Below are 21,410 nucleotides of genomic sequence, written 5' to 3'. Positions count from 1 at the left end.
AGGCATTACAATGAAAAAGGGAATAGATTGGCGATATCGGATCTCCAATAAAGAAGCCATGATGGGAGTCGTTTTAGCGATCTTAAACTTTATTTGGTGGTATGCGTTTGCCTATGGACTTGGCAGCAGGCCGGTCAAAGATTACACATACATACTCGGTTTTCCTGCATGGTTTTTTTATAGCTGTATCTTAGGGTTTATCGTTTTCACCATCTTGGTTTGGATCATGGTGAAATACTTTTTTACAGAGGTGCCGTTTGATGTAGATGAGTATAAAAAGGAGGAGACGGAATGAACTGGGACGTTATTCTTCCGCTAGCTATTTTTCTGATTTTAGTATTTTTAGTTGGTATTTATACTTCTCGTGCTATTAAAAGCGGTCCTGGATTTTTAGAAGATTATTTTTTAGCTGGCCGTGAACTTGGCGGTTTTGTACTTGCGATGACCATGGTTGCAACATACGGAAGTGCATCGAGTTTTATCGGTGGCCCAGGAGCTGCCTATCAATTGGGCTTGGGATGGGTCCTCCTCGCTATGGCGCAGCTCGTAACGGGATATTTTACACTAGCTGTATTAGGAAAGAAGTTTGCAATCGTAGCCAGAAAGATAAAAGCCGTTACCCTTATTGATTTTCTAAAAGCAAGATATGAAAGCAAATGGGTCGTTATTTTATCAGCTTTTAGTATTGTGATCTTCTTGTTCTCATCCATGGCTGCTCAATGGGTCGGAGGCGGCAGATTGATTGAATCGTTTACCGGGGTCTCTTATACGACTGCGCTATTCATTTTTTCAGTCTCTGTTTTGGTTTATGTAATTGCCGGCGGGTTTCGCGCAGTTGTCATAACAGACGCAATTCAAGGTGTTGTCATGTTAATCGGAACGTTAATTATCCTTGGTGGAACGATTGTTGCAGGCGGTGGAATCGACCACATTATGGGTGAGCTCCGAGCAGAAAATCCGAATTTAATCTCTCCATTTGGGTCGGATCTTTCTCTCACACCACTCTACGTGTCATCATTTTGGGTACTTGTAGGCATTGGGGTGGTTGGTTTACCGCAGATTTCAGTACGTGCGATGAGTTACCGAAATTCAAAGGCGATGCATCGAGCGATGATTATCGGCACATTTGTTGTAGGTTTTATCATGTTAGGCATGCATTTAGCAGGGGTATTTGGCAGAGCGGTTCTTCCAGGGGTTGAAGTTCCCGATACAGTGATGCCGCTGCTCGCATTAAAAGTTTTGCCTGGCTGGCTAGCGGGGGTTGTCCTGGCGGCACCGCTGGCAGCAGTTATGTCAACGGTAGACTCTGTACTGCTTTTAGTGAGTTCGGCTATCATCAAGGATGTATATATCAATTATATAAGACCTGATGCAGACGAACGTTTTGTAAAAAAACTAAGCTTTGTCATCACAGCAGTAGTGGGGATCGGCGTGTTTGTCATGGCGATCAACCCTCCAGATTTATTAATTTGGCTGAATCTGTTTGCGTTCGGGGGATTAGAAGCTTCCTTTATTTGGCCGATTGTCTTAGGGCTCTATTGGAGACGAGGGAACGCAAATGGAGCATTGGCATCCATCGTCGTCGGAGTAGGATCATACATTTGGCTGCATTTGAATCACCCGAACTTATGGGGAATGCATACAGTTGTTTTCCCGATCATACTCTCACTTATCGCCTACCTTGTGGGAAGTTTCACAAAAGGGGACAGACCCCATACAATTACACATTAAGAGAAAGTGTCCATCCCGAATGGACACTTTCTCTTTTTTATATTTTATACTTATGTATGAGCAATGCAGTCAAAACGGCAATCATCCAATATACACCAGCAAGAGTATGATGGTTTATCGTATACAAAGCCAAGGCAACAATAGAAAATAGTACGATCTCAAAAAAGATTTTATAAATACCTTCAAATTGATAGTGGGCTTTTGGAGAGGCGAATAATCCCCAGATTATCGCGAAAATGAAAGGAGTACCCATTGCAAACACCCATTTAAAAACTAAGCTGTTCCCATAATCATATCCCCATCGTCTTAAAATCCATAATGCTAGCAGTTCACTAACAAACCGAGTGATCATAATAATGCCACTTATCATAGAATTTCCCTTTCATTTGTTGTTATCATCTTAAATCTATTAAACTCCCAAGTCTATTTCCCTTTTTTTGCTTACTGGTGGATTTAAGGAACTAGCGATCTCAGTGATTTCCAAATGCTGGTTTACAATATTAGTATATTAAATTATTATTTACAACAAATTCCTATGATGGTAAATTTAATATTAGGAAATAATTTAATAAGAGTGGAGCTGTGAAAGTTATTCTTTATTTGGGCGCTTGGAATAACCAGAGCTAGTAGCGCAACCGACCGTTTCTTTTAATCAACCGATAAAAGGAAGGGGTATTTTTTATGGAAATATCACGTAAAGAAAAGTTCAGTTCAAAGAAGAAAAACAAGTCAAAAAAACTGCCGAAAGTATTGATGGCATCACTGTTAGCTACAGCTTTAGGCACAACTTCCGCATTTGCAGCTAAGCCTGAACTAGCGGATCAAGTTTATACTCAGATTTTAGCTTTTACTTTTAAATCAGATATCCAAAACCAGCTGAAGCAACAAAAAGATGATCTGCTAAAAAATTTAAGCAGCCAGGTCAAATCTGTTTTTTCAGAAACAAAAACAGAGCTGGACAATAAGAAAAAAGACATTATTGAAGAAAAGAAAACGGATCTTCAAAACCATTACAACGATGAAATCGCTAATATAACGAAAAGAAAGCAAGAAGCAGTAAATAAAGTGACACAAGATATGAAAAATGAAGCAGCAACGACTTCTGAAAGCTATAAAAAAGAAATAACGGATGAAATCGAAAAAGAAATTAAAAAACAAGATATAAATAAGTAATCAAAAAGAGCGGAAAATCTCCGCTCTTTTTCTATTTTTCGATATACTAGAATCAGGAATCCTAATAAAATGGTAATGGAGCTAATTTTCATGAAAAAATTTTTTCTGTTTTTAAGTTTGTTCTTTTTCGTTTACGCTGCAGCGATGCTGATTCAAACAACAAACATGGACATGGGTTTAGCCGTTTTTTTCGTCCTTAGTGCTTTCTTTTTTCTGCTTTTTTACAAGTTTCAACCCATGATGAAGCTTTTTCAAAAATACAAGAAAACGACAGCGATCATAATTACCCTGACTGTCCTTTTTGCAGGAACGTTAGAAACTCTTATTCTTTTATCAGCAAATACTGATCCCGATAAGGTTTCTGGCAAAATCGACACCGTGCTAATTTTAGGAGGCGGAACGAAAAACAACAGGCCAGGTGCTGTGTTAAAAGGGCGATTGGATAAAGCGCTGGATTATGCAGAAGACCATAAAGATCTTCATTTTATTGTGAGCGGCGGTCTCGGTTTTCGAAAAACGGAAAGTGAAGGCGCTATTATGAAAAGCTATCTAGTGAAGCACGGTGTTGATCCAGAACGAGTAAAAATAGAGGGAAAAGCAACAAGTACATACGAAAACTTATTATATTCGGAACCATTGATCAATCCAGGTGCAAATGTACTCATCGTTACGAGTGATTTTCATCTTTTTCGGACGAAGATGATTGCCAAACGCTTAGGAGTTGATGCTGAAGGTTTGGGGTCGCCGATCAGAATTTCGTCTGTACCACAGGCCCATGTAAGAGAATACATGGCCATCATCAAAAGCTATTTCACAGACCGGTAAGAAGGGTGTGACATCCATGGAAAAGAAAAATCGATATCATTGCTGTGCAACATGTGTGAACTTCAAACCTCTGAAAACAGCTGGAGGGATGCACTATTTCTGTACAAGGCTGGGATATGAAACGAAACCTGACTATCAATTTAACTGCTGGGAGCCGAAACCGCATATCGTGGAGCTTATGAAAAAAGAAGGAAGATAGAAAATGGGATAAAATGTTAGAAATATACCTTGCAAAACAAGATAGTTGATCATATACTAAAACCATATCTTGGGATACGGGTTCTTTTTTTTAAATATATACCTTGTTATACAAGATAGTGAAATTGAGGTGAAGCCATTGTCACAAACTCAAATGTTAAAAGGAATATTGGATGGATGCTTGCTCGCCGTTATTCAAGAAGGGGAAGTTTACGGATATGAATTAGCTGAAAAACTTGAATCATACGGATTTGAATTTATGAGCGAAGGAACGATCTATCCATTGTTAATGAGGATGCAAAAAGAAAAACTCGTAACGACAACTTCGAAAAAGTCGACTGCTGGCCCTAGAAGGAAATACTATTCCTTAACTGAAAAAGGGGAAGAAGAACTCGAAGCTTTTAAAAAACGATGGGCGCAGCTAAGTTTGAGTGTAAATCGGATCATCAAAAAGGGGAGTGATCAAGGTGAAAAATGAACTTTCAAAGAGTAGTCAAGACTTTATCGAAAATCTTCAACTTTATTTGGTCACCAGTGGGAAAAAGGAAGATGACATTGAGGATATTGTTCAAGAGCTGGAGGATCATTTAATGGAAGCCGAAAAAAGAGGCAAGTCCGTTGAAACGATAGTTGGTCAGTCGCCAAAAGCCTATATGGAACAGCTATCTAATGAAATGTCATTTGATAAAAGCTGGATCACAAAATATTTACCAATGTTTATTTTAGGAGCCTTTGCTTACTTGGTTTTAGGTGACGCCATACGCAGTGAAATGACCTATTCCTTACTGCAATTAATAGGCTATCCTCTAATAAGCATTCTCTTTTTATTGGCAGTTTGGCTAACTTTTAAGTATTTGGCGAGTCATACGCCTCCAAAATGGGGAGAGAGATTGCTCTTTGGAATTCTAGCAGTATTTCCGATTTTTGCTTTTGTAGGCTTGCTATTCTTTAACCGGCAATCCAATCAGCCTGTCGTCATCGAGGTAGGTCAAACAGGAAACACGATTACTATTAGTCTTTGTATTCTTATTTTTATATTCTTGTCTTTGTGGGGGAAATCATGGGCATTCATTATTTTGCCTCTCATCATGTTTGGTCCTGAACTTCTTTTAGATAAGACTTCAATTACAGAAGAAACAAAAGCCATCATTAATTTACCAGTCACAACAATTGGATTTTTAGCGTATTTCTTTATTTCAGCTAAACGACATAAAAAACAAGCATTATGAAGATGCAGGCGTTTTGATATCTCGTATATCAAAGCGTTTTTCTTTGCAGGATAACAGACTTGCTTTGAAAAAGCTTACAATGTTAAAGTGTGTAAGGATTTACGTAACGGAATTAGTGGAAATAATGGTGATAGACGAAGGAAAGGATTTTTTAAGATGAACCTTGAGATCCCAATTGAAATAAAAGAAAAGCTGCAACAAGAAGCAGCTAAACGAATAGAGAACTTGCCGGATGTTTATAAAGATTTGATCGGAAAACCAGGCTATACAGCACCTGACGCATCGCTCGTTGAGGACGCAGTGATTGCACTTGCGTTAGGGAAAAATGTTTTGTTAAAAGGTCCGACCGGTTCCGGTAAAACAAAACTTGCCGAACTGCTCTCAAGCCTTTTCGGCCAGCCGCTGCATCAAGTGAATGCTTCTGTCGATTTAGATGCTGAAGCATTATTAGGGCATAAAACGCTCAGCTACCAAGGCGGAAAACAAGAGATTGAATTTATCCCTGGACCTGTGACAAAAGCAGCAAACCATGGACATTTTCTGTATATCGATGAGATCAACATCGCAAAACCAGAAACACTGCCGATCTTAAACGGGATGCTCGATTACAGACGGACGATCGCCAACCCGTTTACTGGGGAAGTGATAAAAGCGAATCCGGGATTCAACGTGATTGCTGCGATTAATGAAGGGTATATCGGCACGGTGCCGCTAAACGAAGCATTGAAAAACCGTTTTGTTGTGATCGAAGTGCCCTACATTCAAGGCGGGACGTTAAAAGAGATGCTGAAAAGCCAGTCCATGCAAAAAGATGATGCTATTCTCGATCAATTTGTCCAGCTTTCATCTGACCTTATCGGTCAGGCGAAAGCCGGACACCTGTCCGAGGACGCCGCATCCATCCGTGCACTGCTGGATGCGGCCGACCTCTCCGTCTACTTGCCGGCGAAGCGCGCCATACAGCGCGCAATCGCCGACAAGCTCGAAGATGCCCGCGAACGCGCCCTCGTTTCCAACGTGGCCGCGACGCTGTTTATGTAAGCTGGGAAATGGGGTCAGACCCCTACAATTTATTTCCCGCGATGATTTTGGAGGTTTCGCCCTGATGAAATTCCTAGTTTTTGCTGATACAAAGATCGATTCTTTCGTTCAAATGCAATTGATCGACCTCGCACGTTCGCTTTCTAAAGTGGACAAGATGGACGTTTCTTTCTCGTACCATTCAAACCTGGAACGAGACAAGGACATCGTGCATGTCAGTCAATTCTGGAACCCGTATCCGCGTGAGATCCAGCTGGAAGGCTGGAAATCCGACGTGTATTTACGCAGTTTCGGCACACAATTTCATACAGAAGATGATGTAGTCTGGGATACTTTGGATCAGCTTAAAACCCATCCGCACCGCGAGTTTCTAAAGCAAGTGCTTCTTTTCTCGGAAGATTTTAGATTAGAAGAACTGTGTATCGTAAAACGGCCGGGGATGGCGCATGCCTTCAAACTGCGGAAAGAGACGTTCCAAGTTCACTACAATCGTGAATACAGAAAACACATCCAAAACAAGCGCGTACTCGACGCTTTATTTTGTCATATTATCCTTTTAGCCAATAAACGCTTTGTCGCGGTGCCTCCGCAAACACAGCAACTCTACCAAGACTTACGCCCAACTTTAACAAAACTAACAAGCGCACATTCAACAAAAGACATTGCGGAAAGTATTTTACAAATGGCAGCAATCATAGAACAGCACACCGAACTTTCTGATATGAAGACAGCTTATCGCAGTTTTAGCGACAAGCCGCAGCTCTCAGATATAGAAAACAATACTCAGGAGTTCGATGACTTAACGCGAAACAGCGAAACAAAAACTGAAAAGTCCATCCAAAAAGAGGACGATAAAGACGGCAAAGAAGAGCAGGAAAAAGAAGATTACTCCTCATGGCACGACGAAACCTCAGATCCACAAGATTCTTTTTTACAGATGGATCTTGATCAAGGAACAAATACGGATCTGTTAGGGGAAGCAGCGAGAGAAGCCGAATCAGGCGACGCTGTATTTGGTTCTGTCCAAACGAGCGCTCAGTCGACGGATAACAACGACTTCAACACACAAAACGAACACGAAGCAGAAACCGACAGCAACCAGTCCGGCTCAGACTCAAAAGCGAATTACCCATATGGTGAAGTTAATAAAAATGTAACCGAGCATTTTGTGCCCGCAAAGCCAGCATCCATGGAAGAAATGGCTGAGTACGAAGCGTTTCAGCTAGAAATCGCACCATTCGTCACGCAGCTTAAACAGAATTTCTTAAAAACGATGGAGCATAAACGCACTAGCCCGCGTGAAGATTTGCATTTTGGACGGCTTGGAAAAAAACTTACGCGTCTTGCAACAGACAAAAATCCAAGGCTTTTCCGGAAAAAAACAGAATCACAGCATGAACTCGACACAACGTTCACACTGCTCGTAGACTGTTCAGCCTCTATATTTAATAAAATGGAGGAGACGCAAAAAGGGATCGTCCTTTTTCATGAGACTTTAAAAACGCTCAGAATTCCGCATTCAGTCGTGGGCTTTTGGGAAGACGCAGCAGATGCAACAACAAATGATCAGCCAAACTATTTTCATGAAGTGATCTCGTACCGAAATTCGCTGCATCAATCAGGAGCATCAATTATCCAGCTCGAGCCGCAAGAGGATAATCGTGATGGCTACTCGATCCGGCGAATGGGAGAGGAGCTGCTCAAACGTCCCGAACAGCAAAAAATCCTGCTCGTATTTTCAGACGGAGAGCCAGCAGCTTTCGACTATGAAACTCATGGAGTGCTCGACACGCACGAAGCCGTTACAAAAACACGGAAGCTCGGAATCGAAACGATCGGAATGTTTATCGCAAACGGAGAAGTAACCGAGGAAGAAGAAAAGCTCATGCAAAACATTTACGGACCGCAAAACGTAGTTGTACCAAGCGCAAAAGAACTCGTAGATTATCTCATGCCCGTACTCCGAAAATTGCTGTTCAAAGCTTTATAGGTTTTAATCAGCAAAAATGCCCTGACCACATCGGCCGCGGGCATTTTTCTTTATTTTAATACTCCAAAAGCTTCAGCCATACGAAAATCACACCGAAAAACCCGGTGTAACTCACGATTCGGACCGACCACTCTGGCAAGGCAGATCGAAGCAGGCTTGCGAAAATCCCAACTACAATAAAAGCAGCAACCAAGATATAAATCGAGATTATATCAAACGGTATACGCAAAGAAAGCCAATTTTCCAACTTCCCAACCTCCCCCATAACTATATATCGGACAAAATACCTAGTCGTTACAGATAAAATGACGAAAAAGTCAAAATATTATCGACAAAAAAATAGTAGCAAGCTCGAATCCATCAGCACCGCATTTCCCGCGGGCGCATATTGTAATAAAAAGTAGAAGTAAGGGGTGGGCCTTTTGAACCAACGTGTTGTAGATGTTGTTTTAGAAGCGGCAGAAGAAGACTTTTTAGTTAAAAATAAAGATACTGAAACATTCGCTGCAGAATTAGCGCTGCTTGCATCATCACTAGTTACAGTGGGTGACTTCCTTGCGACAATCAGTGCTGCGCTCGTATTGAGACAGATACAGATCGACAGAATTGAGCAGCTAAAGGCAGAAAAAGAACAAGAAACACAGATGAAAGATATCCAAGATCAGCTTTCCGATCTGAAAAAAGAAATCAAAGCGCTTCGGGGAAGATAGCCTTTTCTATCATCCTCCAAAGCGTTTTTTATATGCTCAATCAAAGTCTTTCTTTTTCCACTCATCCTCAGGCATCTCGAACCCTTCACCCGAAAAGCGTTCTTCCTTAAACGGGTCACCGTACATATGAAAATCATTCTGTTCCCAAAAGCCGGGCTGATCCTCTGCTAAAAACTCAAACTTGCGGATCCACTTCGCACTTTTCCAAAAATAAAGATGTGGAACTACGAGACGAAGAGGATACCCGTGCTTATCCGTCAGGGGTTTGCCTTCAAAAGAATGCGCCAGTAAAACGTCATCTCGAAGCAAATCTTCCAGCGGAACATTAGTCGTATAATCATAGTCACCGTGAACCATTACAAACCTCGCTGCCGGATCTACATCAATTGCTTTCAAAAAGTCCTTGAACAAAACTCCTTCAAACGTGTTGTCGAACCTTGACCATCTAGTTACACAATGAATATCGCGGACTACTTTTGTTTGCGGCATTTTCATAATGTCTTCAAAACAAAATTCGACTTCTTTCCCCACAAGTCCTTCTGCAGACAACGTCCATTTTTCCATATCATAAACAGGAACTTCACCTTCATGCAGAATCGGGAACCGTTCTGTCAAAACCTGGCCGGGCGGCAGCCTTCCTTCTAGACTTTTATCCACTTCAGGAACACGCATTTTTTTAATTCTATCTGCCTTATTAAGTCCCAACTTTAATCACGCTCCTATTTTTTGATAAAATGGTTTTCATTGAAGTTTTTAATAAAAAAACGCCCTCTTTCAATAAAAAGAGGACGATTACCTGATAACATCGACATCCTCTTATCTTTCAGTCTATGGACTGTTAGAAGTAGCACCGTACCTGTAAAAGGTGGTTGCCGGGCTTCATTGGGCTAATTCCCTCCGCCTGCTCACAATAAGAGATCAATCATTAAATTATGCTTATTATCCCATACCATCCTGAAAAAGCAACTGGCTAATTGAACTCTTTTGCCACCCCTAAATAAATAACGACTACACTAAAAACCGCTAAACTAATCAACAAGAAATAAACAATCTTTTCTTCCGCTTCTCTCTCACTTTGCTCTACTCTTTGTTTTGAACTAGGCGATTGAACATCCTCTTCTTGGTTCGCTTTTTTCTTTTTTCCAAACATAAACATACAAATCCTCCGCTCATAGTCACAGTGTTTGTACATAGTGTAGGAATAAAGCGCGGAATTTAAACAAAAAACCCCGAAAGCTTTATACTGCAAAGCTTCCGGAGCCACAATTCATTTATTGCTGCACAGCTTTTGCTGCGTTCACACGTCCATGCTGGAACAAAGCACCGGTTCCGGTTACAGGATCAGCTGTGTTTTCTAAAGCAGCACGAATTTGCGATGCGCTCTTGCCTTGTGCGGCCAATAATCCAGCTACACCTGCGACAACTGGTGATGCCATTGAAGTACCAGAGAAACTAGCGTAACGATTTAGTGGAATCGTTGAATAAATATCTACACCAGGAGCGGCAATATCGACCCAAGTCCCGAAGTTAGAAAAAGAAGCCTTCTGATCGTTTTGATCAGTCGCCGCAACAGCGATTGCATTGGAGTAATAGGCAGGGTAACTAGGCAGGTTAACGCCTGAATTTCCTGCCGCTGCAACTACGACAGAACCTTTATTCCATGCATAGTTGACCGCGTCTTCCAGTGTTTTTGTTCCGAGATTTCCACCAAGACTTAAGTTAATAACTTGTGCACCTTGATCTGCAGCATAGCGGATTCCTTGTGCAACATCATCTAAAGAGCCGCTGCCATCTGCATCTAAAACGCGAACCGCTAATATAGAAGCTTTTGGAGCAAGTCCCGCGACACCAACACCGTTGTTTGTGTTAGCTGCTGCGATACCTGCAACATGCGTTCCGTGTTCATTTTCGTCTATCGGATCTTCATCATCGGCTACAAAATCATGCCCTTTAATGACCTTGCCCGCTAAATCTGGATGATTGTAGTCAACCCCTGTATCAACAACAGCGATTTTTACCGATGAAGAACTTTGAGTAACATCCCATGCCTGTTCAGCAGCTACTTTTTGAGGTGCATATTGCTGAGTCTTGTAGAAAGGATCATTTGGTACATAAGTTGCGTGGAAAGTTGCGTTTGGCTCTGCATATTCAACACTCGTTAGATTTTTGTATTTTTTTACAGCATCATTCGCACTGCTATTCACTTTTACCACATAAAATTGATCCGATTTATCTGTAATCTGTCCGCCGTTCTGAGAAATAATTTTTTTAGCGGAAGCGTTAGAAACGGAGTCTTTAAAATGAACAATTAATTCCTTTGGAGCAGACTGTTTTTCAACAGCAGGTGAAAATGAAGCTTCCTTATTTTGTGACTCTGCAGCAGAAGCTGGGAGAGCTAAAGAGACCAAAAGGGGGATAGATGCGGCACATGCCACGAAACGCTTGAACATATGATCACTCCTTCAAGATGATTTACCAAGCAAAGGGATGCAAGGTTGGCTAAATAACTTCAACAAATTTCTACAAAACCCTTTAAAATTATCTTAAAATAATAACTATTTACTACACGTTTGTTTCCTGTAAGTCTATTTGTCTATGTAAAAAGCATAACACGTCCAACTATTTTAGTATCTTAAGATATAGTTACAAAAAGGATTATTATATGAAGAAAATGTAAAAAGAAATAATAGAAGATTTACAAAGCGTAAAAAAGGGAAAATCTCTACATGCAAAGAAAGATAAAAATGTAGAAGATTTATTGAAGGAGGAGACAAAACAATGGCAAGGTTACCTGAAGTAAATGTAGAAGGGACACCGTTTAAAAAAGTACTCGCCAATGCTCCTGAAATTTTAGAGGCATTCGGACAGATGGATAGAGCGCTGAATAACTTACTCGAACCTGAACTGATGGAGATGCTGCGCTTGCGATCTGCATCAAATAACGGCTGCGATTACTGACAAAGCATGGACTACGGGATTCTGGATGAATCCACAAAAGAACATGCCATGAAAAAAGGCGAGACTGAACTATCAGAACGGCAAAAGCTAGCGTTAGAACTGGCTGATCATACAATGGCGTACCACGGACAGCTGCCCGATGACCTTTACAACCGATTAACCGAGCATTTTACACAAGAAGAAATCATCGCGCTGTATTTCCAGATTGGCAGCAAGAACGGCGCCAACTGGTTCATCATCGCCATGGGCATCGAAAACAAATAAAAAAACAAAAACCATTGGGGTCTGACCCCAAACAATTTATTTCCCTTTCTAATCTTCCTGATTTGCTTAGAAAGGTTTACTCAAAAATAGGTGTTAAAATTTACTCGTTTTAAATTTTAACTTCAATTTAAAAAGGTTATTTCCCTGATTCGTCCAACTCACCATGAAAGAGAACTCACATAAAATCATCTCAATACGACAAAATGGATAAACAAACACAAAAAGACCCAAACAGATCCCGATATAATGTCTGTTTGAGTCCTTTTTTCTCTTTTTTTCCTACCTAAGATATAACCAACTTTCCAATCGTCGAAAAAGCATATTCTAACACACTCTAAAACTATCTATATGAGCAGCCTAACAGTATAATTAAATACAGATTGTATTTTTTTGAAAAGGCAGGATGAATATGGGGAACAATTTCAAATTTGGCATTCGCCCTAAAATTATTACTGGTTATATTATCATCATCATTTGTTTGATCATGGCCATCATTGCTGTGAACAATCAGCTGAACACGATGCAGCGTGAGAGAAATTTCATCATAGAACATGATTTTGCTGTGAGAGACTTAACGAATCAAATCGAAAAAGATCTTTTGCAAATGGAAACAGGACAGCGCGGCTACATCATTACAGGGGATCGGAATTATCTGGAGCCTTATAATGACGCACGAACGCAATGGAGAAAAGACTACAGCAACTTAAATGAACTGCTATCGGACAACCCTGATCAGCAAAAAGACATTGAAACAATAAATAATAATATCAAGCGCTGGGTCACAGTTGCAGGTGAACCATCCATCGCACTGAAGGAAAAAGGCGACACAAAGGGTGTTTTGGAATTTTTTAGAAATGACCCGGGTAAAGCAGAAGTAGAGCAAGTCAAAAGTCAGTTTGATACATTTAGAAACACGGAGAAAGCATTAACAGAACAGCGTGCTAAAAAGCTGAATGAAAAGAACAGCTATCTAAGAGTTGGATTGATGGGACTCTTAGCTTTTGTGATTATTGCTTCTATCACACTTGCCTACATCATTTCAGGCTCGATCATTAGAACGATAAAAGCTGTCGTCGAAACCATTCGAGCTATGGCACATGGTGGCGACCTTTCGAACCGAATTCAAGTAAAAACAAACGACGAGATCAAAGAATTAGGCGATGTTACAAACGAATTGCTCGATACTTTCCAACAAAGAGACTGGCTTCAGACAAGCGTTACTGAAGTGGTCAGTATGAACCAAGGCATTTCCTCGCTGGATCAACTAGCAGAGACCTGTATTACTGGCATAGCAAAAATTACCGATTCCTCATTCGGTGCCTTTTATATTCGTGAAGGAAAAGAAAAACATATTAAATTTACGAAAAAAGCGTCATTTGCCGACTTAATGGATGACGTAGGAAGAGAAAGTTTTACACTTGGCCAAGGAATGATTGGCCAGTGCGCATTAGAAAAACGTGTACAAGTAATCAATGGGATCGAAGGGGAATATCAGCTAATCTCATCAGGTTTAGGTGAAGCAAAACCGAAAAGCCTGTTAATCGCACCGATTGTTCATGAAGATGAAGTTATCGCTGTTATCGAACTAGCGAGCCTTAACCAATACACAGATCAGCATCAACTTTTCATTGAAACCGTAATCGAAACATTCGGACTAACGATCAATCGCGTAATCGATCGTATGGAAATCGCGAGACTGTTGTCTGAATCACAGGCTATGACAGAAGAACTGCAAGCACAATCAGAAGAACTTCAGACACAATCAGAGGAACTTCAAATGCAGTCAGAAGAACTCCAGATGATCAACGAACAGCTCGAATCACGTTCACAAGAAGCAGAAGAAAAATCAAAAGCTCTTGAACTAGCTAAAAAAGACCTTGAGGAAAAGGCACAGCAGCTTACGATCGGTTCCAAGTACAAGTCAGAATTTCTGGCAAACATGTCGCATGAACTGAGAACACCATTAAACAGCATCTTAATTCTTTCTGAAATGCTTGCTGAAAACACAAATAAGAGACTATCAGATGAAGAATTAGAATTTGCCACAGTCATTAACTCATCAGGTCAGGATTTATTAAACTTGATTAACGATATTTTAGATTTATCAAAAGTTGAAGCAGGAAAACTGGATGTTGTGATTAACGAAGTCAATATGAGCGAATTCCCTGCCCATATGGAACGTAATTTCAGACATGTTGCGAACCAAAAAGGTCTGGATTTTACAATTAACATGAGTCCAGACATCCCGACTATTTTTCAAACGGATGAAAAAAGATTCCAGCAAATTATTAAAAATCTTCTCTCGAATGCCTTTAAGTTCACGGAGAAAGGGTCCGTTACAGTTACCGTTAAAAAGCATTTAGCAAATGTAAACTATACGGGTGTTGATTATTGGCTTGAAATTGCCATTACAGATACAGGAATCGGTATTTCACAAGAAAAACACAGCCTTATTTTCGAAGCTTTCCAGCAAGCGGACGGCGCTACAATAAGAAAGTATGGAGGAACGGGTCTAGGCTTGTCGATCAGTAATGAATTTGCAAAGCTCCTAGGAGGCAAACTTCAACTGATTAGTGAAGAAGGAAGAGGGAGTACATTTATATTGCTGATTCCGAGCATTGCTGAGGAACACCTACCCACTACTGGATTCCTCGATGCAGCTTCAGAGATTGCTGTAACGATTGAACAGCCAAGTTCACCTGTTGTAGAAGTGCAGCAAAACATTGCAACAGAAGAAACTGTTCTGCAAGAGGATAGCGAAGACGGAAATGTATTTTATGGGAAAACGGTCTTGATCACAGATGACGATAACCGAAATATTTATGCCTTAAAAACAGCACTTGAAAGCAAAGGCATGAACATCCTTGTCGCAAATAACGGTATTGAATGTCTTCAAGTTTTAGATGAAACGAAATCAGTAGACCTCATTTTGATGGATATCATGATGCCGGAAATGGATGGATACGAAACGATGCAGCGAATCCGGGAAATCAATAAATTTTCTGAGCTGCCAATCATCGCTTTAACGGCAAAAGCTATGAAAAACGACCGTGAAAAGTGTATAGAGGCTGGAGCATCGGATTACATCAGTAAGCCGTTAAAGTTAGAACAGTTATTTTCTGTCATGCACGTTTGGATAACGAAGTAAGTGAGGTACAGCATTCCAATGGATGATAAAGAGTGGATAACGGAAGAGGAATACCATACCGACAGCAAAGATAATATTGAAATTGATTTGTTATTAGAAGGATTGTACCGTATGTCTGGCTTTGATTTTCGCCAGTACATGCGGTCTTCCATCGTTAGAAGAATTCAAAATCGAATGAAGCTCGAGAACATCGAAACCATTTCTCGAGTACTCGAAAGAATCATACATGAGCCAGAATTTTTAACAAAGATCCTGAATGACCTATCTATTAACGTTACAGAAATGTTTAGAAACCCGGAATTCTTTAAAGCCTTTCGTGAGCGTGTGGTTCCTCAGTTAAGGGACTATCCTGAAATCAGAATTTGGCATGCTGGATGTGCAACAGGCGAAGAAGTTTACTCGATGGCGATTTTAATGGAAGAAGAAGGCCTGGGCAGTAAGACGAAGCTTTATGCAACAGACATGAATGAACTTGTTTTAAAAAAGGCCAAACAAGGTATTTTTTCGATCAATAAAATGCGGACTTATACGAAAAACTATATGCTTTCTGGAGGCATACAGGATTTCTCGGACTATTATACGGCAGATGGCCAGTTTGCTTACTTGAAACCATCAATTTTAAAGCAGATAAGCTTCGCGCAGCATAATTTAGTTACTGATCAATCCTTTAATGAGTTTCATGTTATTTTATGCCGCAACGTACTCATCTATTTTACGATAGGACTTCAAAATCAAGTGCATGAACTATTTTATGACAGCCTGCGATCAAAAGGGTTTTTAGGTCTAGGAGATAAAGAATCGCTTCAATTTGCGAATAATGCTGATAAATATGAAGAGTTTGTGGAAAACATGAAGATCTATCAAAAAAAATAAGAAGCAGAATGGAAAGGGTTCTTGTAGAGTCCAATTCATTCTGCTTTTTTCATGGTGGGGATTATTTATTTAGCCTGGATCATGAGAATGCACATATCATCGCCTTGGCCGGAATGGTGTTCTTCTGGAATAACTAGGTGAATAGGGGAGCGAATATTGCTCCATTTCTGGGATGCTAGTAATTGCAGTTTGTTAAGCATCACGTCTTCATCTGATCCTAGTGCTTCGAGTACTCCATCCGTGAACAAAAGAACCTGTATATTGTCTTCATATTGAATCACGGATTTCTTCACTTCGATCTTCTCGAAAAAACCGACGGCGTAACTGCCTCTTTCAATCGGGAGGAGCGAGTTATTGTCCACTAAAACGTAGCCTTCAGGATGGCCGGCATTTACATATTCTATCGTTTTCTCTCTCGTATCAATCAGAAGATAGATGCCAGTAAAATAATAATTATGATCATTGCCGGGGTTGTGAAGAAGCGCCATATAACGGTTTAACTCTTTAATGACCAATTCTGGGTCGGCAAGTTCTTTAATGGTATCTCTCATGACAGATGAAATAAACATACAAACAAGAGAGGAAGAAATACCATGGCCCATCATGTCTAAAAGAATTACTCCGTATCGATGGTCGTCGAATTTGTGCCAATAATACATATCACCTGCGAGTTTAAAAGAAGGAAGGTGGGAGATGTTAATCGTAATATTATCTTCCTCTAAAGGCGGATTCAATAAGCCCTTTTGAACTTGCATGGCAAGATCCAGTTCATTTTGAATCTTCTGTTCTTGTTCTGCGTGCCAGTCCTTTTCATATTTCAAGCGGAGTGCCACTCGTATACGGGCAAGAAGCTCCACTTTGTTGATGGGCTTTGTGACGTAATCCATACCCCCAGCATCTAGGGCATCTGCTAGTTTGCTAGAGTCTTCTAAAGCTGTAATAAAAATAATAGGAATATCCTTAAACATATCCATCTGCTGGATTCGGCGGCATGCTTCGACACCGTCAGTTTCCGGCATCATAATATCAAGAAGGATAAGGTCAATCGATTTTTTGTCGATTTCTTTTTCGTTTTGCTCAAGATAATCAAATAATTTTTGAGCGGAGGATAAGGAAACACAGTCATCATATCCTGCATTTTTTAAGATTTTCTCAATCACGAATAAATTTACAGGATTATCATCTACCATTAGAATTGTCATTATTGTTGCTTTCCCCTTAGCGGCCGGCAGTAATAACAAGCCAGCCTAAAAATTACACCCTCAAAAGTCTAAGTATGTACTACGTTTATTATACAAAATTTTAATCTAGACGCCTATTTTGTTCACTTAGATTAAGAGATGTAATTTCACAAGAAAAAAGACTGGCGATTTGACTACTTGAAGTGTCCATCGCTCAGCCTCTGTTGTTATTGATCTTGGTGATTGCGCGCGCGAGCTTCATCTGGACTTTCCATTTTTGCAGCTCCTGAATATTTCAAGCTTTGATCGCGGTCAGATTCTACGCGTCTTGATTCTTTCAGCTTCTTTTCCTGTCTGTCTCGACCCATTAGAAATTCTCCTTTCTTGCATCATTTCCCTATAGTATGAAGAAAAAGAGTTGTTTTTATGTATAAAGAATAAAGCGGACAAAAGAAAAAACAGCCATCTGTAAATTGTTTTTACAAAGAGGACTGTTTTGGTATTTGATTTATAAATTATCCATTTACTATTTGTTTTATGTTGTTTAGGCGTACAACTTGTTTTGCATCTTCAAAATGTGTTTCATAATCTTCGGTTAAAGAAAAATCTACAACCGCCGTATTTGTTAATAAAGATGTAATTTCGCCTTTTAAACCGTCATTTGTTTCAATAATGTCACCGATTTTAAATTCCATCATTTATCCCCCAAAATATAATTTGTTCTATTTTACCATAATTGTTAGTGAAATACTTGGTTTCGGTAAAATTTCTATTTGTTAAGTAATTATAGCGGCAAAGATTAGTTATTGCCATTAAAGCGCTTTTAATGTTAACTTATTTATATTGAAAGTTAACATAAGAAAACAGAGGTGCTTTTTACATGAAAGTAAGAGAAATGACATACGTATCCTTATTTGCAGCAATTATGATCGTACTTGGATTATTGCCTCCAATCGCATTACCTTTTACACCCGTTCCGATTACAGCACAAACATTAGGTGTTATGCTGGCAGGGGTCGTTTTAGGTGCAAGACTCGGTTCAATAAGTATGATTGTATTCTTATTAATTATTGCAATCGGTGTCCCCGGACTTGCTGGTGGAAGAGGCGGCTTGAGCGTTCTTTTTGGACCGAGTGCAGGTTATTTGCTCAGTTGGCCGATCTCAGCATTTTTAATCGGCTGGTTAACAGATAAATCTCGGCAGCCTTTAAGTGTTTGGAAGGTCTTTTTATATAATATACTTGCAGGAATTATTTTTGTTTATGCTTGTGGAATTCCAGTTCAGGCAATGGTTATGGACATAAGCCTTAAAGCTGCTGCTATTCCAAGTTTAGCTTACTTGCCTGGTGATTTGACGAAAGCTGTAATCGCCGCAATACTTGGAGTTAAGATTAGAGAAAGAATCAAGATAAATAGTCAGTACACGCAAACCAAAACGATCAGCCAATAAAGATTGCCCTCGGGCAGTCTTTTTGTATAGGAGGAAGTCTTGTGCTCATCACTGATACGATACGACAAAATGCCTTGAATCATCCAACAAAAATAGCGATTCAGATGTGTGAAGAAAAAATAACTTATCAAGATTTTAATAACAGTGTTGAAAATACGGCAAACTTTTTTCTCTCACATTCATTTAAAGGAAAACAAGGCAGAGTAGGATTATTTTTGCCAAACAGTATTGCTTTTTTACAATATTTCTTTGGGGCGATAGCGGCTGGCTGGATTGCAGTTCCTTTTGATCCGAAATGGAAAGCTAATGAACGGCAAGAAAGACTTTCACAAGGTGACCTGGATCTAATCATAACAACTGAAAAACTAAAGAATCAAATTGACCTCGGGAATGGGATTGTCATTTTAGACTTAGAAATAAAATCAGCTCAATTCGAAAATACAAAGCACTCGGTCGATTCCATCAATGAGGAGTCCCTTTTTTATATGGGATTTACTTCGGGCTCAACTGGCAAACCAAAATGTTTTGTACGCAGCCATCGTTCATGGGTAAAAAGCTTTGATTGCAGTGAAAAGGAATTCGGATTTTCTGAAAAAGATATTGTTTTAATACCTGGACCTCTTGTGCATTCTTTGTTTCTGTACGCTGCGGTCAGCACATTGTTTTTAGGAGGAACCGTCAAACTTTTGCAGAAATTCTCAGCGAGAAAAATGTTAACAGAAATTAAAGCGGGCTGCCTTACAGCGTTATATGCCGTTCCGACCATGCTCGCAGCACTTGCAAGCGAAATAGAGAAATCAGATCCTCAATCAAGTTCCTTAAAGAAGATCATTTCGTCTGGGGCAAAATGGGAGCCAGGGTTAAAGAGCAGGATTAATGCACTTTTTCCTGAGACAGAGCTTATCGAATTTTATGGGGCATCAGAACTTAGTTTTGTAAGTTATATCAATCACACAAAAACAGAATTCAAACCGTTGTCAGTTGGCTGTCCTTTTCATAACGTGCAATTATCGATTCGTGATGAAGAAGGGAAAGAGGTAGGATATGGTGAAATTGGTACACTGTATGTGAAAAGTGAAATGCTTTTTTCTTTTTATTTGAACCGTCCTGATGCCAATCGGGAAGTATGGGATGATAACGACTGGCTTACGGTAGGTGATCTTGCCAAACTCGATCAAGACAATCACCTCTATATCATTGGCAGAAAAAACAACATGATGATAACAGGAGGGCAGAACGTTTATCCAGAAGAAATCGAAAATATCCTCCATTCAATGATCGGAATTGATGAAGCAGTGGTTTTTGGAGATAAAGATGCTTACTGGGGTGAAAAAGTGTTAGCAGCTGTAAAGCTTCAAAACGGATTCGCATTAACACAACAAGAAATCCAGCGTTATTGCAGGGAGCATTTATCGGTTTATAAAGTACCAAGGCAGATTCTTTTTACGGAACAATTTCCTTATACCGAAAGCGGGAAAATAGCACGTGCAAAAATAAAAGATTACTACGACCAAGGAGTATTCAAAGAATGAACACAGCAGTCATTATTGATGCAAAACGAACGGTAATCGGAAAAAAGGATGGTTATTTTAAAGATGTACCACCTGAAAAGCTTGCAGCAGCCGTTATTCAGGCTATTTTAAAAGAAAATAATATTCCCTCTCACTTAGTCTCAGATGTCATATTAGGCAATACCGTCGGACCAGGTGGGAATCTGGCGCGTTTATCCGCATTAACGGCAGAGCTTCCCGTGACAGTTCCGGGGTTTACAGTAGACAGGCAGTGCGGGTCAGGGCTCGAAGCAATCAATTTAGCATGCCGATTAATTCAGTCAGGAGCAGGTGACATCTATATTGCTGGTGGTGTTGAATCTGCAAGTACATCTACTTATCCAAAAAGAGCTCGTTTTTCACCTAACGCAATTGGAGATCCAGACATGGGAGCAGGAGCAGAAAAAGTTGCTGAATTTTACGGTATTACGCGTGAGATTCAAGATGAATTTGCACTCTTAAGCTATAAAAAAACGCATCATTCCATCGAGAAGGGACGTTTCACTCGTGAAGTTGTTCCGTTTGAAGATGTACCTCTAATAGATGAAGGAATAAAACCAATCTCTACTTTAGAGAGAATCATAAAGCGATCTAGACCCGCGTTTAAAGAGAACGGAACTGTAACAGCAGCAAATTCATGCGCTGTGAATGATGGAGCTTCCGCCGTTTTAATGATGAGCGAAGAAAAAGCGAAAGAACTCGGGCTTCGTCCCAAATTAAAATTCATAGACAGTGTTGCTTCCGGTGTAGATCCAAACCTGCCAGGGATCGGTCCTGTTCCTGCTGTTGAATCTCTTTTACAAAGAAACAGCAAAACGGTTGAAGAAATTGATGTATTTGAATTAAATGAAGCATTTGCGTCACAAGTGGTTGCTTCTGCTCAGGAACTCCATATTCCATGGGACAAACTCAACAAAGGCGGGGGAGCCATCGCATTCGGCCATCCGTACGGTGCGTCAGGAGCCATATTGGTTACATCATTGCTTAGAGAAATGACCGCTCATGACCGCTATGGAATTGCTACATTAGGAATTGGCGGGGGACTCGGGATTGCAGCACTTTTTGAAAATATAACAAAAGGATGAATGC

The 21,410-nt window shown here is 40.1% G+C and carries 25 protein-coding genes and 2 riboswitches; of the genes, 17 read left to right on the top strand and 8 right to left on the bottom strand.

Annotation, left to right across the window (positions count from 1 at the left end):
- Positions 1-10 precede the first annotated feature (10 nt).
- Both J2X07_RS11905 and panF read left to right on the top strand, forming a co-directional pair.
- Entirely contained in the window at positions 11-295 is a 285-nt protein-coding gene (locus J2X07_RS11905; RefSeq protein ID WP_310258927.1) for a YhdT family protein, read from the top strand.
- Complete coding sequence (gene panF / locus J2X07_RS11900) at positions 292-1,731, top strand: sodium/pantothenate symporter (RefSeq protein ID WP_310258926.1); 1,440 nt, start codon at positions 292-294, stop codon at positions 1,729-1,731. The genes J2X07_RS11905 and panF overlap by 4 nt, the downstream gene beginning before the upstream one ends.
- 37 nt (positions 1,732-1,768) lie before the next feature.
- Here panF and J2X07_RS11895 read toward each other — a convergent pair whose 3' ends face one another.
- Positions 1,769-2,101, bottom strand: a complete 333-nt coding sequence (locus J2X07_RS11895; RefSeq protein ID WP_310258925.1) for a YrdB family protein — start codon at positions 2,099-2,101, stop codon at positions 1,769-1,771.
- Positions 2,102-2,298: 197 nt separating this feature from the next.
- Positions 2,299-2,381, top strand: a riboswitch (cyclic di-GMP riboswitch).
- A gap of 31 nt (positions 2,382-2,412) precedes the next feature.
- Here J2X07_RS11895 and J2X07_RS11890 point away from each other — a divergent pair.
- The 7 genes from J2X07_RS11890 (at position 2,413) to J2X07_RS11860 (ending at position 8,187) form a co-directional block, all read left to right on the top strand.
- Positions 2,413-2,904, top strand: coding sequence for a hypothetical protein (locus J2X07_RS11890; protein WP_310258924.1), 492 nt, complete (start codon positions 2,413-2,415; stop codon positions 2,902-2,904).
- 90 nt (positions 2,905-2,994) lie between these two features.
- Entirely contained in the window at positions 2,995-3,729 is a 735-nt protein-coding gene (locus tag J2X07_RS11885; RefSeq protein WP_310258923.1) for a YdcF family protein, read from the top strand.
- A gap of 16 nt (positions 3,730-3,745) precedes the next feature.
- A complete protein-coding gene (locus J2X07_RS11880; RefSeq protein ID WP_310258922.1) occupies positions 3,746-3,928 on the top strand; it encodes a hypothetical protein in 183 nt (60 codons plus the stop codon).
- 153 nt (positions 3,929-4,081) lie between these two features.
- Positions 4,082-4,405: a PadR family transcriptional regulator gene (locus tag J2X07_RS11875; RefSeq protein ID WP_310259044.1), complete on the top strand. Its 324-nt coding sequence runs from the start codon at positions 4,082-4,084 to the stop codon at positions 4,403-4,405.
- On the top strand, positions 4,395-5,156 hold the full coding sequence (locus tag J2X07_RS11870) for an HAAS domain-containing protein (RefSeq protein ID WP_310258921.1): 762 nt from the start codon (positions 4,395-4,397) through the stop codon (positions 5,154-5,156). Before J2X07_RS11875 ends, J2X07_RS11870 begins: the two co-directional genes overlap by 11 nt.
- 156 nt (positions 5,157-5,312) lie before the next feature.
- Positions 5,313-6,197 carry an ATP-binding protein gene (locus tag J2X07_RS11865; protein ID WP_310258920.1) on the top strand — a complete coding sequence of 295 codons (885 nt, stop codon included), beginning with the start codon at positions 5,313-5,315 and terminating at the stop codon, positions 6,195-6,197.
- A 64-nt stretch (positions 6,198-6,261) separates the two neighbouring features.
- Positions 6,262-8,187, top strand: coding sequence for a nitric oxide reductase activation protein NorD (locus tag J2X07_RS11860; RefSeq protein WP_310258919.1), 1,926 nt, complete (start codon positions 6,262-6,264; stop codon positions 8,185-8,187).
- Between the two features lie 55 nt (positions 8,188-8,242).
- On the opposite strand, the gene J2X07_RS11855 is transcribed toward J2X07_RS11860, so the two are convergent.
- Positions 8,243-8,434 carry a hypothetical protein gene (locus tag J2X07_RS11855; RefSeq protein WP_310258918.1) on the bottom strand — a complete coding sequence of 64 codons (192 nt, stop codon included), beginning with the start codon at positions 8,432-8,434 and terminating at the stop codon, positions 8,243-8,245.
- Between the two features lie 175 nt (positions 8,435-8,609).
- Here J2X07_RS11855 and J2X07_RS11850 point away from each other — a divergent pair, with 175 nt between their 5' ends.
- The gene (locus tag J2X07_RS11850) at positions 8,610-8,897 is read left to right on the top strand and encodes a hypothetical protein (RefSeq protein WP_310258917.1); all 288 of its coding nucleotides are present in this window, start codon (positions 8,610-8,612) and stop codon (positions 8,895-8,897) included.
- A gap of 36 nt (positions 8,898-8,933) precedes the next feature.
- On the opposite strand, the gene J2X07_RS11845 is transcribed toward J2X07_RS11850, so the two are convergent.
- The 3 genes from J2X07_RS11845 to J2X07_RS11835 all read right to left on the bottom strand — a co-directional run bounded on the left by J2X07_RS11845 (position 8,934) and on the right by J2X07_RS11835 (position 11,347).
- Positions 8,934-9,569, bottom strand: coding sequence for a sulfite oxidase-like oxidoreductase (locus J2X07_RS11845; RefSeq protein WP_310259042.1), 636 nt, complete (start codon positions 9,567-9,569; stop codon positions 8,934-8,936).
- A gap of 141 nt (positions 9,570-9,710) precedes the next feature.
- A riboswitch (SAM riboswitch) is annotated at positions 9,711-9,814 on the bottom strand.
- A gap of 53 nt (positions 9,815-9,867) precedes the next feature.
- Positions 9,868-10,053 carry a hypothetical protein gene (locus J2X07_RS11840; protein WP_310258916.1) on the bottom strand — a complete coding sequence of 62 codons (186 nt, stop codon included), beginning with the start codon at positions 10,051-10,053 and terminating at the stop codon, positions 9,868-9,870.
- Between the two features lie 115 nt (positions 10,054-10,168).
- Complete coding sequence (locus J2X07_RS11835) at positions 10,169-11,347, bottom strand: S8 family peptidase (RefSeq protein WP_310258915.1); 1,179 nt, start codon at positions 11,345-11,347, stop codon at positions 10,169-10,171.
- 328 nt (positions 11,348-11,675) lie between these two features.
- Here J2X07_RS11835 and J2X07_RS11830 point away from each other — a divergent pair, with 328 nt between their 5' ends.
- From J2X07_RS11830 to J2X07_RS11815, 4 genes are all read left to right on the top strand, one after another.
- Positions 11,676-11,855 (top strand): hypothetical protein, encoded by a 180-nt coding sequence (locus tag J2X07_RS11830; RefSeq protein ID WP_310258914.1) that lies wholly within the window; start codon positions 11,676-11,678, stop codon positions 11,853-11,855.
- 6 nt (positions 11,856-11,861) lie between these two features.
- Entirely contained in the window at positions 11,862-12,119 is a 258-nt protein-coding gene (locus tag J2X07_RS11825; RefSeq protein ID WP_310258913.1) for a carboxymuconolactone decarboxylase family protein, read from the top strand.
- 409 nt (positions 12,120-12,528) lie between these two features.
- A complete protein-coding gene (locus J2X07_RS11820; protein WP_310258912.1) occupies positions 12,529-15,267 on the top strand; it encodes a CHASE3 domain-containing protein in 2,739 nt (912 codons plus the stop codon).
- A gap of 18 nt (positions 15,268-15,285) precedes the next feature.
- A complete protein-coding gene (locus J2X07_RS11815) occupies positions 15,286-16,140 on the top strand; it encodes a CheR family methyltransferase (RefSeq protein ID WP_310259041.1) in 855 nt (284 codons plus the stop codon).
- 65 nt (positions 16,141-16,205) lie between these two features.
- Here the strand turns inward: J2X07_RS11815 and J2X07_RS11810 are convergent, their stop codons facing one another.
- The 3 genes from J2X07_RS11810 to J2X07_RS11800 all read right to left on the bottom strand — a co-directional run bounded on the left by J2X07_RS11810 (position 16,206) and on the right by J2X07_RS11800 (position 18,016).
- On the bottom strand, positions 16,206-17,342 hold the full coding sequence (locus tag J2X07_RS11810) for a fused response regulator/phosphatase (protein WP_310258911.1): 1,137 nt from the start codon (positions 17,340-17,342) through the stop codon (positions 16,206-16,208).
- Between the two features lie 206 nt (positions 17,343-17,548).
- Positions 17,549-17,689: a YpzI family protein gene (locus J2X07_RS11805; RefSeq protein ID WP_310258910.1), complete on the bottom strand. Its 141-nt coding sequence runs from the start codon at positions 17,687-17,689 to the stop codon at positions 17,549-17,551.
- 147 nt (positions 17,690-17,836) lie between these two features.
- Positions 17,837-18,016 (bottom strand): hypothetical protein, encoded by a 180-nt coding sequence (locus tag J2X07_RS11800; protein WP_310258909.1) that lies wholly within the window; start codon positions 18,014-18,016, stop codon positions 17,837-17,839.
- A gap of 185 nt (positions 18,017-18,201) precedes the next feature.
- Here J2X07_RS11800 and J2X07_RS11795 point away from each other — a divergent pair, with 185 nt between their 5' ends.
- Genes J2X07_RS11795 through J2X07_RS11785 form a run of 3 tightly spaced genes read left to right on the top strand, consistent with a single transcriptional unit; the run spans position 18,202 to position 21,406 of the window.
- Positions 18,202-18,771, top strand: coding sequence for a biotin transporter BioY (locus J2X07_RS11795; protein WP_310258908.1), 570 nt, complete (start codon positions 18,202-18,204; stop codon positions 18,769-18,771).
- Between the two features lie 41 nt (positions 18,772-18,812).
- Positions 18,813-20,303, top strand: a complete 1,491-nt coding sequence (locus J2X07_RS11790; protein ID WP_310258907.1) for an AMP-binding protein — start codon at positions 18,813-18,815, stop codon at positions 20,301-20,303.
- Entirely contained in the window at positions 20,300-21,406 is a 1,107-nt protein-coding gene (locus tag J2X07_RS11785; protein ID WP_310258906.1) for an acetyl-CoA C-acyltransferase, read from the top strand. Before J2X07_RS11790 ends, J2X07_RS11785 begins: the two co-directional genes overlap by 4 nt.
- The last annotated feature ends 4 nt before the right edge of the window (positions 21,407-21,410 follow it).

Origin of the sequence: Fictibacillus barbaricus (assembly GCF_031457135.1) — a bacterium.
Lineage (GTDB): Bacteria > Bacillota > Bacilli > Bacillales > Fictibacillaceae > Fictibacillus > Fictibacillus barbaricus_A.
The sequence above is the reverse complement of the archived record's forward strand: the minus strand, read 5'-3'. Positions and strand labels throughout refer to the sequence as shown.